Annotated in this window: 14 protein-coding genes; 1 reads left to right on the forward strand and 13 read right to left on the reverse strand. The window is 55.1% G+C overall.

Translation table 11 applies throughout. The features are described from left to right. Window positions 1-45: 45 nt before the first annotated feature. The 7 genes from pnpS to BRO54_RS14020 all read right to left on the reverse strand — a co-directional run bounded on the left by pnpS (window position 46) and on the right by BRO54_RS14020 (window position 7,421). Window positions 46-1,794: a two-component system histidine kinase PnpS gene (gene pnpS, locus BRO54_RS13990; protein WP_074044338.1), complete on the reverse strand. Its 1,749-nt coding sequence runs from the start codon at window positions 1,792-1,794 to the stop codon at window positions 46-48. Beyond that, the gene (locus BRO54_RS13995) at window positions 1,787-2,494 is read right to left on the reverse strand and encodes a response regulator transcription factor (protein ID WP_011232206.1); all 708 of its coding nucleotides are present in this window, start codon (window positions 2,492-2,494) and stop codon (window positions 1,787-1,789) included. Before BRO54_RS13995 ends, pnpS begins: the two co-directional genes overlap by 8 nt. A 205-nt stretch (window positions 2,495-2,699) precedes the next feature. Continuing rightward, complete coding sequence (locus BRO54_RS14000; RefSeq protein ID WP_074044339.1) at window positions 2,700-3,167, reverse strand: MaoC/PaaZ C-terminal domain-containing protein; 468 nt, start codon at window positions 3,165-3,167, stop codon at window positions 2,700-2,702. An 83-nt stretch (window positions 3,168-3,250) separates the two neighbouring features. Further along, window positions 3,251-4,189, reverse strand: coding sequence for a malate dehydrogenase (gene mdh / locus BRO54_RS14005; protein ID WP_074044340.1), 939 nt, complete (start codon window positions 4,187-4,189; stop codon window positions 3,251-3,253). Window positions 4,190-4,215: 26 nt separating this feature from the next. Beyond that, entirely contained in the window at window positions 4,216-5,487 is a 1,272-nt protein-coding gene (gene icd / locus BRO54_RS14010) for an NADP-dependent isocitrate dehydrogenase (RefSeq protein ID WP_074044341.1), read from the reverse strand. A gap of 71 nt (window positions 5,488-5,558) precedes the next feature. Continuing rightward, entirely contained in the window at window positions 5,559-6,677 is a 1,119-nt protein-coding gene (gene citZ / locus BRO54_RS14015; RefSeq protein WP_074044342.1) for a citrate synthase, read from the reverse strand. A 288-nt stretch (window positions 6,678-6,965) separates the two neighbouring features. Continuing rightward, window positions 6,966-7,421: a DUF441 domain-containing protein gene (locus BRO54_RS14020; protein ID WP_074044343.1), complete on the reverse strand. Its 456-nt coding sequence runs from the start codon at window positions 7,419-7,421 to the stop codon at window positions 6,966-6,968. 93 nt (window positions 7,422-7,514) lie between these two features. Between BRO54_RS14020 and ytvI the strand changes: the two genes are divergently transcribed. Then, window positions 7,515-8,633, forward strand: coding sequence for a sporulation integral membrane protein YtvI (gene ytvI, locus BRO54_RS14025; protein WP_074044344.1), 1,119 nt, complete (start codon window positions 7,515-7,517; stop codon window positions 8,631-8,633). A 48-nt stretch (window positions 8,634-8,681) separates the two neighbouring features. On the opposite strand, the gene pyk is transcribed toward ytvI, so the two are convergent. From pyk to dnaE, 6 genes are all read right to left on the reverse strand, one after another. Then, window positions 8,682-10,445 carry a pyruvate kinase gene (pyk, locus tag BRO54_RS14030; protein ID WP_074044345.1) on the reverse strand — a complete coding sequence of 588 codons (1,764 nt, stop codon included), beginning with the start codon at window positions 10,443-10,445 and terminating at the stop codon, window positions 8,682-8,684. A gap of 27 nt (window positions 10,446-10,472) precedes the next feature. Beyond that, entirely contained in the window at window positions 10,473-11,432 is a 960-nt protein-coding gene (pfkA, locus tag BRO54_RS14035) for a 6-phosphofructokinase (protein WP_066226883.1), read from the reverse strand. Between the two features lie 180 nt (window positions 11,433-11,612). Next, a complete protein-coding gene (accA, locus tag BRO54_RS14040; protein WP_074044346.1) occupies window positions 11,613-12,590 on the reverse strand; it encodes an acetyl-CoA carboxylase carboxyl transferase subunit alpha in 978 nt (325 codons plus the stop codon). After that, on the reverse strand, window positions 12,575-13,447 hold the full coding sequence (gene accD, locus BRO54_RS14045) for an acetyl-CoA carboxylase, carboxyltransferase subunit beta (protein WP_074044347.1): 873 nt from the start codon (window positions 13,445-13,447) through the stop codon (window positions 12,575-12,577). Before accD ends, accA begins: the two co-directional genes overlap by 16 nt. A gap of 39 nt (window positions 13,448-13,486) precedes the next feature. Further along, window positions 13,487-14,170, reverse strand: coding sequence for a FadR/GntR family transcriptional regulator (locus BRO54_RS14050; RefSeq protein WP_074044348.1), 684 nt, complete (start codon window positions 14,168-14,170; stop codon window positions 13,487-13,489). A 59-nt stretch (window positions 14,171-14,229) separates the two neighbouring features. Continuing rightward, the coding region (gene dnaE, locus BRO54_RS14055; RefSeq protein ID WP_139268073.1) for a DNA polymerase III subunit alpha at window positions 14,230-16,023 on the reverse strand (1,794 nt) is incomplete at its 5' end.

The raw sequence follows: 16,023 nt of genomic DNA on the forward strand, positions 1-16,023 counted from the left end.
GAAATGGGGGGCTTCTCAGTTGGAGATGATAAAAAAAGAGGCCGGCTACCGCCCCGGCTTTGGAAAATGGATCGTAAACACGGTGCCGCGCCCCACTTTGCTCGCTACGGTAATATATCCGTGGTGAGCCTCAACCAAATGTTTCACAATCGCCAGGCCCAACCCCGTTCCGCCGGAATCGCGGCTGCGCGCCTTGTCGACGCGGTAAAAACGCTCAAAAATGCGCGGGATTTCCTTTTCCTCAATGCCGATGCCGGTGTCTTTCACATGAATCAACACTTCGTTTTCCGTCTCTTCCGCCTCGACGGCGACCCGTCCGCGCTCCGGCGTATACGTGATGGCGTTGGCGAGCAAGTTCAGCAAAATTTGCTTCATCCGATTTCTGTCACCGCGGATGACAAGCCCGGGTGGCGATTCGATATGCAAATCAATTTGTTTTTCCGCCGCTTTTTGGCGAAACACAGCAGCCGCTTCGGCGATGACTTGAGCGATATCCACGTCTTCGAGTTGCAGCTGAAACCCGTGTTGCTCGATTTTCGACAAGTCCAACAGTTCCTCAACGAGCGTTTGCAACCGTTCGCTTTCTTTTAAGATGATGGTCAAAAAATGTTCGAGCGCCGCTTCATCCTTCATGGCACCATCCAATAGCGTTTCGGCGAATCCTTTGATGGACGTCACCGGCGTTTTCAATTCGTGCGAAACGTTAGCGACAAAGTCTTTGCGGATTTGCTCAAGACGCTTCAGCTCCGTAATGTCGTGAAACACGACGACAATCCCTTTCCATTCGGCGTTCGTGCCGATGATCGGGGCCCCGTATACATCGAAATGTTTCCGCTCGATGCCAATCGTCAGCCGCATATGTCGACGCATCGTCGTTTCGGTGATGAAAATATCATCGATAAACCGGACGATGTCGCGGTGCGGCAGCACATCGGCGTACGGACGGTACAGGCAGGCGGACGGATCGATATGAAACTGCATTTGGAACGCCCGGTTGATGAGGGAAATATGTCCACGGTGGTCAATAAACAACAGCCCGCTGCCAACGTTTTCAATGAGCGTGTGAAGCCGATCGGTCTGAATTTCCCGCGCCCGGCTCATCTCCTGCAAATGGCGGGCCAGCCGGTTGATCGAGCGCACAAGCATCCCGGCCTCGTTATATTCACCATCGGGCACACGGGCGGCGTAATTGCCTTTTTCCAGCTCAAACGCCACTTTCGTCGCTTCTTCAATCGGCTTCATATATTGATTGGCGATTTTCCAGACGAGGGCGATGATGACAACGAGCGCCATCCCGAGGCTGCTCGTGAGCACCCCCCAAATTTGCTCGTTTACTTTTTGGAGTGAGCTCGTCGGCGTGCTTAAAACGACGTACCCGCTCCGTTCACCGCGCTCGTACGGGACGATGTAGTAATAGACGTCGTTTGTTTTTTCAATCACGGAAAAACGGGGAAACTGCTTTTTGCGCAAAATCATTCGGACGATGCGCTCATGGTCTTTGTCGCTGATCGCCGCGACGCGACCGCTGTCAAACCGCACCCGTTCTTCTTTATCGAGCACGGTGATGCGGGACGACAGCTCATTCCCCATTTCCCGCAAATCGGCGCGGATTTGCTCGAGCGGTTCATTTTCAAGCAAAATCGCAAGCGCTTGGGCCTCTTTTTCCATCCGTTTGTTCATCGTCTCGGCGTAAAAATCTTTCAGCAATTGCCCGAGCAAAAGCCCGAGGGCGATCAACACCGCGGCGATGAGCGTCACGAGCCAAAACAAAAGGCGGGTGCGGAAGCTATTCATGCCGCTTCGGTTCCTCCAACTTGTAGCCAAGGCCGCGCACCGTTTTAATGTACATCGGTTTTTTCGTATCGGTTTCGATCTTCTCGCGCAAGTGACTGATATGGACGTCGACAATGCGTGTATCACCGGCAAACTCGTAGTTCCACACAGCGCTGAGCAGCTGGTCGCGCGTCAACACCCGCCCTTTATGGCGAGCCAAATAAAGGAGCAACTCAAACTCTTTCGGCGTCAGCTCAAGCGGCTTGCCGCCGATCGTTGCTTCATAGCGTTCTGGAAAAATTTCCAGCTCGCCAACAACAAGCCGCTCGCTCGATTCAGCCGCCGGCTGAACGATCTCCGTGCGGCGCAAAATCGCCTTGACGCGTGCAATGACTTCGCGCGGGCTGAACGGCTTCGTCATATAGTCGTCGGCGCCAAGCTCAAGGCCAAGCACTTTGTCAAATTCATCATCGCGAGCCGTCAACATTAAAATCGGCGTCATGATTTGCTGCTGGCGAAGCCGCTTGCACACATCAACGCCGTCAAGCTTCGGCAGCATCAAGTCCAAAATGATGAGCGCCGGCTGTTCGGACGCTACTTTCACGAGCGCCTCTTCGCCATCGTGAGCGGTCACGACGTGAAATCCGGCTTTCTCCAAATTGTACGACAACAGAGTCACAATCGGCTGTTCGTCATCGACAACTAAAATTTTTCGTCCCATGCCGCTCCTCCATCCCGTCCAATGGTTTCTGCCTTTATGATACCACAATTGACGCCTTGATTCGGACAAAAAAGAAAAAAGGAGTTTTCCTGCGGACAGGTCGCCCGCGGAAAACTGACCCTCGCGTTTCGTTGGCTTCTTTTGGCGGAAAGCGGCATGAAACTTCCCCTTTGTTTCGAAGTGGGGGACTTCTTTCGGAAATCCGTTAAAAGTTCTCGAGCACGCGCCCGTCTAGGCGCGGCAACGTATGCGGCGGACAAACAGACAACGCCCCTTCCAGCACCGTCTCCGCACCGCGCGTCGCCATGACGGACAACGTCACGCAATGGCCCGCCTCATCGACATCGGCGACTTCCAGCAAAAATTCGAGCGTTTCATAATGATAAACTGGGCGGAGAAAGCGAAGATCCTGCCGCGTAATGTAGCTGCCCGGGCCCGGCAAATATTTGGAGACCGCGGAAGTGATCATCCCCGTCAACATGACCGGCGGAACGACCGGTTTTCCAAACGGCGTCTGCGAAGCATAATCGTGCTGGATATAGAGCGGATTGGCATCATCCGTCAGCCCAAGATAAAGAAGCAAATCTTTATCTTCGATGGCGGCTTGGAACACGAGCTTTTCCCCCGCTTGAATTTCCCCGATCCGTCTCCCGAGCTTCCGTTTTTTCAACATGTTTCCACCCCTTTGTTGTCTAGAAAGCGCTTTCATTGACTGTGGGCAAAAATCCGGGCAACGCCCGAATTTTTGCCTCGCCACTATTCCAACATACGCATGACATTTTTGACGGATTCGACGGATTTGGCGAGCGCCGCTTTTTCCTCTTCGGTCAGCTCGAGCTCGATCACTTTCTCGATGCCGTTGCCGCCGAGGATCGTCGGCACGCCCAAATAAATGCCTTCATAGCCGTATTCGCCTTCAAGATAGGCGATTGCCGGCAAAATGCGGCGCTGGTCTTTCAAAATCGCCTCGACCATTTCGACCAACGACGCGGCCGGTGCGTAGTAGGCGCTGCCGTTGCCGAGCAGGTTGACGATTTCACCGCCGCCTTTGCGCGTCCGCTCAACGATGGCGTCCAAACGATCTTTCGGAATGAGTTTTTCGAGCGGAATGCCGCCGGCGTACGAGTAGCGGACGAGCGGCACCATGTCGTCGCCATGGCCGCCTAAAACAAACCCAGTGACATCTTTTACCGAAATGTTCAGCTCTTGAGCGACGAACGTGCGGAAGCGCGCCGTATCCAAGACGCCCGACTGTCCGATGACACGGTTTTTCGGGAACCCGGACTCTTTGAAGACCGTATACGTCATCGCATCAACCGGGTTCGTCAAGACGATGATGTAGCAGTTCGGCGAATATTTGACGACTTCTTTCGTCACTTGCTTCATAATTTTTTGGTTCGTCGTCACCAAATCGTCGCGGCTCATGCCCGGTTTGCGGGCGATGCCTGCCGTGATGACGACAATGTCGGAATCGGCTGTGTCAGCGTAATCCGACGTGCCGATGATGTTCGCGTCAAAGCCGAGCACCGGGCTTGCCTCGAGCATATCGAGCGCCTTCCCTTTCGTTGGGTTCTCAAGCTGCGGAATATCGACCAACACGACGTCGCCGAGCTCTTTTTGCGCCAAAAGGAACGCCGTCGTCGCCCCCGTGAATCCGGCGCCGATCACCGAGATTTTTTTTCGTTTCATCGCCATCGTTTGCCATCCCTTTCTTTCAAAGGTTAGTCCATATTGCGGATGAGCGCATCAGCAAATTCCGAACATTTCACTTCTGTCGCCCCTTCCATCAGGCGGGCGAAGTCATACGTGACGATTTTCGCGGCGATTGTTTTCTCCATCGCTTTGATGATCAATTTCGCTGCTTCGTTCCAACCGAGATGCTCAAACATCATCACGCCAGATAGGATGACGGACGACGGATTGACTTTATCGAGCCCCGCATATTTCGGCGCCGTGCCGTGCGTCGCTTCGAAAATGGCGTGACCGGTTTCGTAGTTGATGTTCGCTCCCGGAGCGATGCCGATGCCGCCTACCTGGGCTGCGAGGGCATCCGAGATATAGTCGCCGTTTAAGTTCATCGTCGCGATGACATCAAACTCTCGTGGACGCGTCAAAATTTGTTGCAGGAAGATGTCAGCGATGACGTCTTTGATAATGATTTTGCCGGACGCTTCCGCATCAGCAAGCGCTTTGTTCGCCGCTTCCTTGCCTTCCGCTTCAACGATTCGGTCGTATTGCGCCCATGTGAACACTTTGTCGGCGAATTCTTCCTCCGCCAATTCATAACCCCAGTTTTTAAACGCGCCTTCGGTGAATTTCATAATGTTCCCTTTATGAACGAGCGTCACCGACTTACGGCCGTGTTCGATCGCGTAGTTGATCGCCGCGCGCACGAGCCGCTTCGTCCCTTGTTCGGAAATCGGCTTAATGCCAATGCCGGACGTTTCCGGGAAGCGGATTTTGCGCACGCCCATTTCGTTTTGCAAAAAGTCGATCACTTTTTTCACTTCCGGCGTGCCTTTGGCATATTCAATGCCAGCGTAAATGTCTTCCGTGTTTTCACGGAAGATGACCATATCGGTGTCTTCCGGGCGTTTCACCGGCGACGGAACGCCTGGGAAGTAGCGGACCGGGCGCAGGCAGACAAACAGGTCGAGCTCTTGGCGGAGCGCTACGTTCAGCGAGCGGATGCCGCCGCCGACCGGCGTTGTCAACGGCCCTTTAATGGCGATTATGTATTCGCGGATCGTCTCGAGCGTCTCATCCGGAAGCCAGTTGCCCGTCAGCTTGTACGCTTTTTCACCAGCAAGCACTTCCTTCCAGACGATTTTTTTCTCGCCTTTGTACGCTTTTTCCACCGCTGCTTCGAGCACGCGCGAAGCGGCCGCCCAAATGTCCGGGCCGGTTCCGTCCCCTTCGATGAACGGGATGATCGGATGGTTTGGAACGTTGAGCACACCATTAGTGACCGTAATTTTTTCCCCTTGCGTCACGTGTAAACCCCCCAATGCGATGTTTTATTGAAAAGGCGTGAAGGCTCGCCTTCACCGCCTTGTTCACTTAGTTAGCCGCGCTCGTCGATCGGCACGTACGCCCGTTTGCCCGGGCCGGTGTACTCGGCGCGCGGACGGATGAGACGGTTGTTGTCATATTGCTCCAAAATGTGGGCCAACCATCCAGAGGTGCGGCTGACGGCAAAAATCGGCGTAAACAAATCATGATCGATTCCTAAACAATGGTAAACCGAGGCGGAATAAAAGTCAACGTTCGGCGGCAGCGCTTTTTCCGATGTGACGATTTCTTCAATCTTCGTCGACATTTCATACCAATGCGGCTCGCCGACGAGCTTCGTCAGTTTTTCCGACATTTTTTTCAAATGTTTGGCGCGCGGGTCGCCTTTTCGGTAGACGCGATGGCCAAAGCCCATAATTTTTTCTTTGTTGGCCAGCTTGGCGCGGATGTATGGCTCGACGTTGTCGACCGTGCCGATTTCCGTCAACATTTTCATCACCGCTTCGTTCGCTCCGCCGTGAAGCGGCCCTTTCAAGGCGCCGATCGCCGCGGTGATTCCGGAATAAATATCGGACAGCGTGGCTACGCAGACGCGCGCCGTGAACGTCGACGCGTTCAACTCGTGGTCAGCATGCAACACGAGCGCCTTGTTGAACGCTTCCACAGCAATGTCGTCTGGTTCTTTACCGGTCAACATGTACAAGAAATTGGCGGCAAAGCTCAAATCTTTGCGCGGCGCAACCGGTTCCAACCCTTTGCGCACGCGGGCGAAGGCGGTGACGATCGTCGGGATTTTCGCCTGCAGGCGAATCGCTTTCCGATAGTTCGCCTCTTTCGTCATGACATCCGCCTCTTCGTCATACAAGCCGAGAAGCGATACCGCGGTGCGCAAAGCAGCCATCGGATGCACTTTGTCAATCGGATACAGCTTGAAGTGTTCAATGATTTCATTCGGAATTTCAGCGTTTTCCGCCAACTGTTTCTTTAATTCCTCAAGCTGCTCTTTCGTCGGCAGTTCGCGATGCCAAAGCAAATAAATGACTTCTTCGAAGGAAGCGTTTTCGGCTAAATCGTCAATGTCATAACCGACATACGTCAACGTGTCATCGATGATCGAACTGATGCTTGAAGTTGTGGCCACAACTCCCTCTAAACCACGGGTTACTGTCATGTTCAATCTCCCCTTCTCTTCATAAGTTCCGGCCATAACGACAGATGGCCGGTGAGCGCTTGCTCGAAATGGAGGCAAAAAACGCGCGCGAAAGTGCTTACATGATGCCGGCGACAACCGCCCCGTCGCAACAGCTGCACAAAGCTTGGCCGAAAACTCACTCACGTTTATTATTATAAACAATTATCAGACTTTTGTCAGCTGTCACACGTCAAAAGAAACGATGTTCAGGAACAAAATGGAAATCCATTCATCTCAAAACGGAGGATCCCACACACCGCCTGATGATCAAAAATATTCTACCATTTTGATGACCGTATAGGCAATGCCAGCGCCGATCAATGGCCCAACCGCCACCCCGTGAAACAAGGATACGGCAATGATGGTGCCGAACACAAGCGCCGCCGTCATATGGGGGTCATTGGCCAGCATCGCAACCCCCTCTTTGGCGATCAAGGCGACAAAAATGCCAGATGCGAGCGCCACCCAGGCCGACAACGACTGCAGAGAGCCGACAAGCTGCTTAAAGCCGATCTCCCCAGAAGCGATGGGAGCGAGCACGGCGATCGTAATAACCGTCACCCCCCAGTTGATCCCTTTGGACTGAATGATCGGCAGCACTTTTTGATCCAAGCCGACAAGTTTGATGGCCACCAGCACGACGACGGCGACAATAAGCGACTTGTTTTTCGCTAACAGGCCAAGCGCAAGCAACAACAATAAAAACAACACCGGTTCGTTCATGGTCGTCCGCCCTTTCCTATGAAACTTGCCTTTTTGCTTCCCCGTAAGAAAACGTGTAATATATCAATATGGAACATCGTTGGGGGTGAAACATTGTCCCGAGTTTATGTCGATCGTTTTTTGCGCTTCTTTCTCGTCGTCGCCATCGTAGTGCTCGGCGCCATCGCCGCGTACTACATCTCGACGGTGACGTATCCGTTCATCATCGCCTTTTTCATCGCGATGATCATCAACCCGCTCGTCGATGTTTTGGAGCGGAAAGCGAAAATGCCGCGCTGGCTCGCGGTCAGCGTCACGCTCATCATTTTATTTGCCGCGGTCGCCGGTTTGGTCACGCTTCTCGTTGCTGAAATTGTTTCGGGAACGCAATATTTAGCCAACGTCGTGCCGGAAAAATTTCAAGCGTTGATCACTTACATGGAGACGTTCGTCGCCGACCAAATCATCCCGATTTACAAAGATTTGGCCGGGATGTTTAAAAGTTTAAGCGCCACCCAACAGGATACAATTATACAAAACATTCAAGCCGTCGGAAAAAAAATTGGGACGACGGTCGGAGAATTTGTTCAAAGCATCCTGCAAAACATTCCGCAGCTTCTTGCCTGGCTGCCGAATGCAGCGACCGTTTTTATTTTTTCGCTGCTGGCGACGTTTTTCATCAGCAAAGACTGGCACCGTCTGATGCGCATGGCGCAGCAATGGCTGCCGACGAAAGCCCGCACAAGCGGAAAAACGGTGTTTCTTGATTTGAAGCGGGCGCTGTTTGGCTTTATTAAAGCGCAGGCGACGCTCATTTCGATTACGACGGTCATCGTGTTGATCGGCTTGCTTATTTTGCGCGTCGATTACGCAATTACCATCGCGTTGATCATCGGGTTCGTCGATATTTTGCCGTATTTGGGAACGGGGATTGTATTTGTTCCTTGGATCATTTACGCTGCTGCTAGCGGCGACATTCCGTTTGCCATCGGGTTGGGCGTGCTGTATGTCGTCGTCCTCGTCCAGCGGCAAATCATGGAGCCGAAAGTGCTTTCTTCAACGATCGGCCTCGATCCGCTCGCGACGCTCATCGCTTTGTTCGTCGGCTTCAAGTTGCTCGGCTTTCTCGGCTTGATCGCCGGTCCGGTGGCGCTCGTTATCATCCGCACGCTCCATAGCGCCAATGTTTTCCGCGATATTTGGCGCTTTATTATCGGCAAGCCGACCACGTAATCGAAACAGCCTTGGCTCCCGCCAAGGCTGTTTTTGCTGCAACGTCCGTTACAACACGCTCGCATGGCCGCGGTAGACGGCGCCAAAGCCGCCATCGACCGTGATCTCTTGCCCATCTTTAAACAATTTGGTAGCATTTTCCACCCCAACGACGACCGGAATGCCAAGGCTTAAGCCGACGACCGCGGCATGGCTCGTCAACCCGCCTTCCTCGGTGATGATCGCCGCCGCTTTTTCGAGAGCCGGCATCATATCGGCATCAGTGCTGATGGTGACTAAAATGCCGCCCTCTACCATTTTTCGGCACGCCTCTTCCGCCGTTTTGGCGACGACCGCCTTGCCGAATGCCGACTTGCGGCCGATGCCTTGCCCTTTGGCAAGCAAGTCGCTGATGACGTGCACTTTCATTAAGTTCGTCGATCCTGTTTCGCCGACCGGCACGCCGGCCGTGATGACGACCAAGTCGCCGTGTTTCACCAAGCCGGAGCGCACTGCCGCGTCGACCGCCACATCGAGCATTTCATCGGTTGTATTGACATGCGGTGCTTCTTTCGTATACACGCCCCAAATGAGCGCCAGCCGCCGCGAGACTGCTTCGTTTGATGTCACCGCGATGATCGGGGCTTTCGGGCGGTATTTCGCCACCATCTGCGGCGTTTTTCCGCTCACCGTCGGCGTCACGATCGCCGCGACATCCAAATTGAGCGCCGTGTGGGCGACCGATTGGCCGATGGCATCGGTGATCGTCGTTTGGCTTTCTTTCGTGCGCTGGGACAAAATGTCGCGATGCTCCAACGCTTGCTCGGTGCGGAGCGCGATTTGGTGCATCGTTTTTACCGCTTCGACCGGATACTGGCCGGCTGCGGTTTCCCCGGAAAGCATGACGGCGTCGGTGCCGTCAAAAATGGCGTTGGCGACATCGCTCGCCTCAGCCCGCGTCGGCCGCGGATTGCGCTGCATCGAGTCGAGCATTTGCGTCGCCGTGATGACCGGCTTGCCAAGCATGTTGCACTTTTTAATGAGCATTTTTTGAATGAGAGGCACTTCCTCAGCCGGAATCTCAACGCCAAGGTCGCCGCGCGCCACCATGAGGCCGTCGGCGGCTTCCAAAATTTCATCGATGTTGGCGACGCCTTCTTCATTTTCAATTTTCGCGATAATTTGGATATGTAAGGCATCATTCGCCTCAAGCAGCTCGCGGATTTCGAGCACATCAGACGCCCGACGAACAAACGAGGCGGCGATGAAGTCGATGCCTTGGCGGATGCCAAATAAAATATCGGCTCGATCCTTCTCGGTGATGCCCGGCAAATTGACGCGCACGCCGGGGACATTGACCCCTTTTTTGTTTTTGAGCACGCCGCTGTTTAAGACGGTCGTGACAATTTCTCCAGCTTGCTTGTCGACCGCGTTGACTTCAAGGCCGATCAACCCATCGTCCAGCAAAATTTTCGAACCAACGGACACATCATCGATCAGCCCCGGATAGGTGACAGAAATTTTTTCCGGCGTGCCGAGCACTTCGCTCATCGAAATGATGAGCTTTGCCCCTTCCTTCAGTTCGATGGCGCCGTTTTCCATATTGTGCGTGCGGATTTCCGGTCCTTTCGTATCGAGCAAAATGGCGACCGTTTGGCCCGTCCGCCGCGCCGCCTCGCGAATGTTGGCGATGCGCCGCCCGTGTTCCTCATGGTCGCCGTGCGAAAAGTTGAGGCGCGCCACGTTCATCCCCGCTTCGATCAATTGCACGAGCTTGTCCACGCTCTCGCTTGCCGGCCCGATCGTACAGACGATTTTCGTTTTCCGCTTCATCACTTCTTCTTCCTTTCCCCTCGGGAATTAAATCGACAACTCTTTCGACAATGTATACATCCGCTGATCGACCGTATGTGTTTTCGCCAACGCTTCGGCAATGTCATGGTCAACGATTTGGTTGTTTTGGATGCCAACGCAACGGCCGCCTTTGCCTTCAAGGAGCAGCTCGACCGCACGGGCGCCGAGGCGGCTGGCGAGCACGCGGTCAAACGCCGTCGGCGATCCGCCGCGCTGCACGTGGCCCAATACGGTGACGCGCGTCTCAAAGCCGGTCGCCTCTTGGATTTGCCGGCCGAAGTCGACACCGCTGCCAACTCCCTCGGCGACGATGATGATGCTATGTTTTTTGCCGCGTTCATGGCCGCGCTTCAAGCGGGCGATGATGTCGTCCATGTCGTAGTCCGCTTCCGGAATCAAAATCGTCTCCGCCCCGCCGGCAAGCCCCGACCATAGCGCAATATCGCCGGCATGGCGGCCCATCACTTCGATGACGTACGTCCGTTCATGCGACGTCGCCGTGTCGCGGATTTTGTCAATGGCGTCAATGACCGTATTGAGCGCCGTGTCAAAGCCGATCGTAAAATCGGTGCCTGGAATGTCGTTGTCGATCGTCCCGGGCACGCCGACGCACGGGAAGCCGTGCTCCGTCAATTTTTTCGCTCCTTGATACGACCCGTCGCCGCCGATGACGACCAGCCCTTCAATGCCGTGCTTTTTCAGCTGCTCGATCCCTTTTTTCTGCCCTTCTTCCGTCTTGAACTCCGGGCAGCGGGCGGTGTAAAGGATCGTGCCGCCGCGATGGATGATGTCCCCGACGTCCCCGACTTCCAACTTTTTGATGTTTCCGGCGATCAGTCCGGCATACCCGTGGTAGATTCCATACACTTCCACCCCATGGTAAATCGCTTTGCGGACGACAGCGCGAATGGCCGCATTCATGCCCGGCGAGTCGCCGCCGCTTGTCAACACACCAATCCGTTTCATCATTTCCACCTCATTTGCATCAAATTGCACACGTCCGACCTCATACGTCTTCTTGAACATCCCTAATGTACCATGAACAACAGTGGAACACAATACAGAAGGCTTTGCTGAAACGGCTTACAAAAGTGGATTTTTTCACGATAGAACAAAGCTGTCTCGCAGACGGAGACAGCTTTTTCCTTATCTTGCCCGAATCGTTTCCGGCAAAAACGACACTTGGCCCATTTGTTTAAATTTTTCGTAACGCTGCCGGACGAGTTCTTCGCCATCAAGCGCCAACAGCTGCTTGAGCGAACGGCGCAGCACGCAGTCAATTCGCTTGGCTTGCTCATCGACGTCGCGGTGCGCTCCGCCTTTCACTTCCGGAATGATTTCATCAATGACACCGAGCGCCTTTAAATCATGAGCGGTGATTTTCATCGTTTCCGCCGCCCGCTGCGCCAATGAAGCGTCTTTCCACAAAATCGCCGCTGCCCCTTCCGGCGAGATGACCGAGTACGTCGAGTTTTCAAGCATATGGATATGGTTGCCGACGCCAAGGGCCAGCGCCCCGCCGCTTCCGCCCTCTCCGATGACGATGCAGACGACAGGCACCGTGAGTCCAGCCATTTCAAACAAGTTGCGGGCGATCGCCTCGCTTTGCCCGCGCTCTTCGGCCGCTTTGCCCGGGTAGGCGCCTTTCGTGTCGATAAAGCAGATGATCGGCCGAGAAAACTTTTCCGCCTGCTTCATGAGCCGCAACGCTTTCCGGTACCCTTCCGGATGCGGCATGCCAAAGTTGCGGCGCAAGTTTTCTTTCGTATCTTTGCCGCGCTGATGACCGATGACCGTCACGGGGAGTCCGTCGTATTTGGCGATGCCGCCGACGATCGCCTCGTCATCGCCAAAGCAGCGGTCGCCGTGGCACTCAAGAAAGTTCGTAAACAACCGCTCGATGTAATCGAGCGTCGTCGGCCGCTGCGGATGGCGGGCGATTTGCACGCGGTCCCACGGCGTCAAATTCGCATAAATCTCGTTTTCCAGCTTGGCGAGGCGCGCTTCGAGCTTTTCGATTTCCGCCGATAAATCGACGTCCGCCGTTTTCATGAACTCTTTCAACTCTTGAATTTTGCGGCGCAGCTCGACAAGCGGCTTTTCGAATTCTAATTCCGCCACCATCCCTCTTCCCCTCCTTTTTGATGAATATCCAAGACGACCGCAAGCGTTTCTTTCAGCTCGTGGCGGTGAATGACGGCATCGAGCTGCCCGTGCTTCAGCAAAAACTCCGCTGTCTGGAAATCGTCCGGCAGCTCTTCGCGCACCGTCTGCTCGATGACGCGACGGCCGGCAAAACCAATGAGCGCCCCCGGCTCAGCAAAGTTATAATCCCCAAGCGAGGCGAAGCTCGCCGATACACCGCCAGTCGTCGGGTGGGTCATGACGGAGATGAACAAGCCGCCGTCGTTGCTGAACCGTTTGAGCGCCGCGCTTGTTTTCGCCATTTGCATGAGGCTCAACACCCCTTCTTGCATGCGGGCGCCGCCGGAAGCGGTGAAAATGAGAAACGGCCTCTGCTGTTCGCGCGCCCGCTCGACGGCGCGGGCGATTTTCTCGCCGACGACCGAGCCCATGCTGCCCATGCGAAACGATGAATCCATGACAGCAATGACGAGCGGATGGCCGTCAAGCGCCCCTTCGCCGGTGACGACCGCCTCGTTCAGCCCCGACTTGCGCCGGTCTTCTTCCAGTTTTTCTATGTAGCCCGGAAAGCCGAGCGGATTGACCGAGATCATATCGGCGTCATACTCGCAGAAGCTGCCGTCATCAAGAAGGCTTGCAATCCGTTCACGCGCCGGCATCGGATGATGGTAGCCGCAGCTTAGGCAAACGCGCAAGTTTTTGATCAACTCTTTTGTATACATAATTTTTTTGCATTGCGGACATTTCGTCATCACACCTTCCGGCACTTCATGCCTCGCTTGTTCTGAAGGCAGCGGTGCATACTTTTTCTTTTTCGCAAACAAGTCTTTCCACACGAGGGAGCCCCTCCTTTGCGTTTTCGCCTCTCTACTACTTTATCGAAAATGGACATCATTGTTTGTCAAACGATGTCCTGCCCGTTTCGACAACGGCGAAGGCCGTTGCGCCTCCCAGACGGCGACAGTCTCCGCCGGATCTTGCCTTTCCAACGCGGCAAGCAGCTGTTCATAACCGGCGTCGGCAAGGGGCGGCTCGGGCGCAAACGAAGCGGCAAACCCCGACAGCACCCGCCAAATGCGGGCGAGCAAAACATTGCCAGCCGCTTCCACCACCGTCTCGAAAAACCGCGCGAAATCAATCGGTTTTTGACGAACGATTTTTTTCAACTCGTCTACGTCCTCCGCGCTCCGGCGCCGGCACGCAAGCTCAAGCAACAGGCGCTCGATGAGCCATTTTGTTTCCGCCAAATCCGCCTTCGCCCGTTCGTTTTCCAACAAAAACATCGCCAACAGGTCGATCAGCTGGTGGCTGCCGACCTCACGCATATACCTCCCCTCGCCGCGCCGCGTTTCAATCAAGCCGAGAAATTCAAGCGCCCGCAACGCCTCGCGCACTGATGAACGCCCGACGCCGAGCCGTTCGGCCAGCTCGCGCTCCGACGGCAGCTTGTCGCCAGGGGCTAAGTTGTCTTCCACCATCATACGGTGGATATGTTTCAACGTCTCGGCACACACGTTCTCCTCTTTGATACAATGACCCCTCTCCTTCGCTTCATCCACTGGTCTGACCACCTAATGGTTATACGATATAACAAAATAATGAAATAGTAAAGAGCGATTTACTTGACGACCACGCGTCCGAAGCTGAACAAGGAAAGCAGTTCATCGACAAGCGGGGCGGTGAGATCGGCCGCATACCGCTCGGGAAGACGGAGAAGCTTTCGCTTCGCTTCATCGTACAAATACACCGGGGTGCGGCCTTGGTGTCGTTCCAACAGCGGCTTCAGCGCGGCAAGACGCGCCTTGTCTTGGCGGCTGGCGTCGATATACAGCGCCGACGCCGTCAAGCGTTCGGCCCGGCGGATGATGAGCTGACGCCGTCCGCCGCGCACCTCAATCGTTCCGGCAAGCAATACAAACTGCCCTTCTTTCAATACGTCCGCCGCGCGGCGGTAAACGTTCGGAAACGCCACCGCCTCCAATTCCCCGCTCTCATCGCCGACGGTGAAAAACGCCATTTCTTCACCCTGCTTTGTCCTCGTTTTCCGTATGCGGACGACCGCTCCCCCGACCACAGTTGACGGACCTTGTACATCGGCAACACACACCGCCCCCGCCGCTTGCAGCAACGGGCGAAGCACCGCCGCCGGGTGCGGGGTGACGGCGAAGCCAAGAAACTCCGCTTCCCGCCGCCGCCGCTCAGCCGGCGATAGAGGCGGCGCATCAGCGTATTTCGGCTTTAACGACAGCCCGCCTGTTTCTAAAGGCCTGATCCATTGCACATGTTCGATCGCAACGTCAATGCTGGCAAGAAGCGAAGCCCGATCTGCGCCGAACTCGTCAAACGCCCCAACGGAAATGAGCGCCTCGAGCGCCGGGCGCCCGAGCCCTTTTGGCAGCAGGCGAGCAGCGAAATCAAAGAAGTCGGCAAACGGTCCGTTCGCTTTCCGCTCCTCGACAATCAGCTTCGCCGCCGAGCCGACTTGCTTCACCATCGTCAACCCGAGGCGAATGGCGCTCCCCTCAACGGAAGAGCGAAAACCGCTTTTGTTGACCGACGGCGGAAGGATGTTGATCCCTTTTCGCGCCGCCTCCCAATAGTACATCGCCGCTTTTTCTCGGTCTCCGGAAGCATTGGTGAGCATGACCGCATAAAAACAAAGCGGGTAATGAGCTTTCATATACGCCATCGCATACGACAACAGCGCATAGCTGACCGCGTGGCTTCGGTTGAAGCCGTAATCGGCAAAGCGGACGATGTGTCGATACAGTTCCTCGGCGACTGCTTTCGGATAGCCGTTCGTCATGCAGCCGGCGACAAACGCCTGACGCTGCTCAGCAAGCAGCGCTTTCTCTTTTTTCGCCACCGCCCGGCGAAGCACATCCGCTTGTCCGAGAGAAAATCCGGCAAGTCGAGCGGCGATTTGCATAATTTGCTCTTGGTAGATCAACACCCCGTATGTGGGCGCCAAAATCGGCTCAAGATCAGGATGGGCATAGGACACCGGCTCTTCCCCGCGCTTGCGCCGGATGTAAACGGGGATCATTTGCATCGGTCCCGGCCGATACAAGGCATTGACGGCGACGACATCTTCCAATTGCGACGGCCGCAGCTCGGCGAGCACGCGCTTCATCCCGCTTGATTCCAGCTGAAAAATGCCGTTTGTATCTCCAGCGCCAAGCAGCGCGTACGTTTTTTCATCATTGAGCGGCAGCGTGCGGATGTCAAACGGCTTTCCTGTCTGCCGCTCGATCAAGCGCACGATCTGCTCGATCAACGTAAGCGTGCGCAAACCGAGAAAATCAATTTTCAGCAATCCGAGCGCTTCAAGCGCCCCCATGGCGTATTGCGTCAACGGCCATTCGCCATGGCTGGGCTGCAGCGGCACGAAGCGAACGAGCGGCTCCGGGCT

This window comes from Geobacillus proteiniphilus, assembly GCF_001908025.1.
Classification (GTDB): Bacteria; Bacillota; Bacilli; order Bacillales; family Anoxybacillaceae; genus Geobacillus; species Geobacillus proteiniphilus.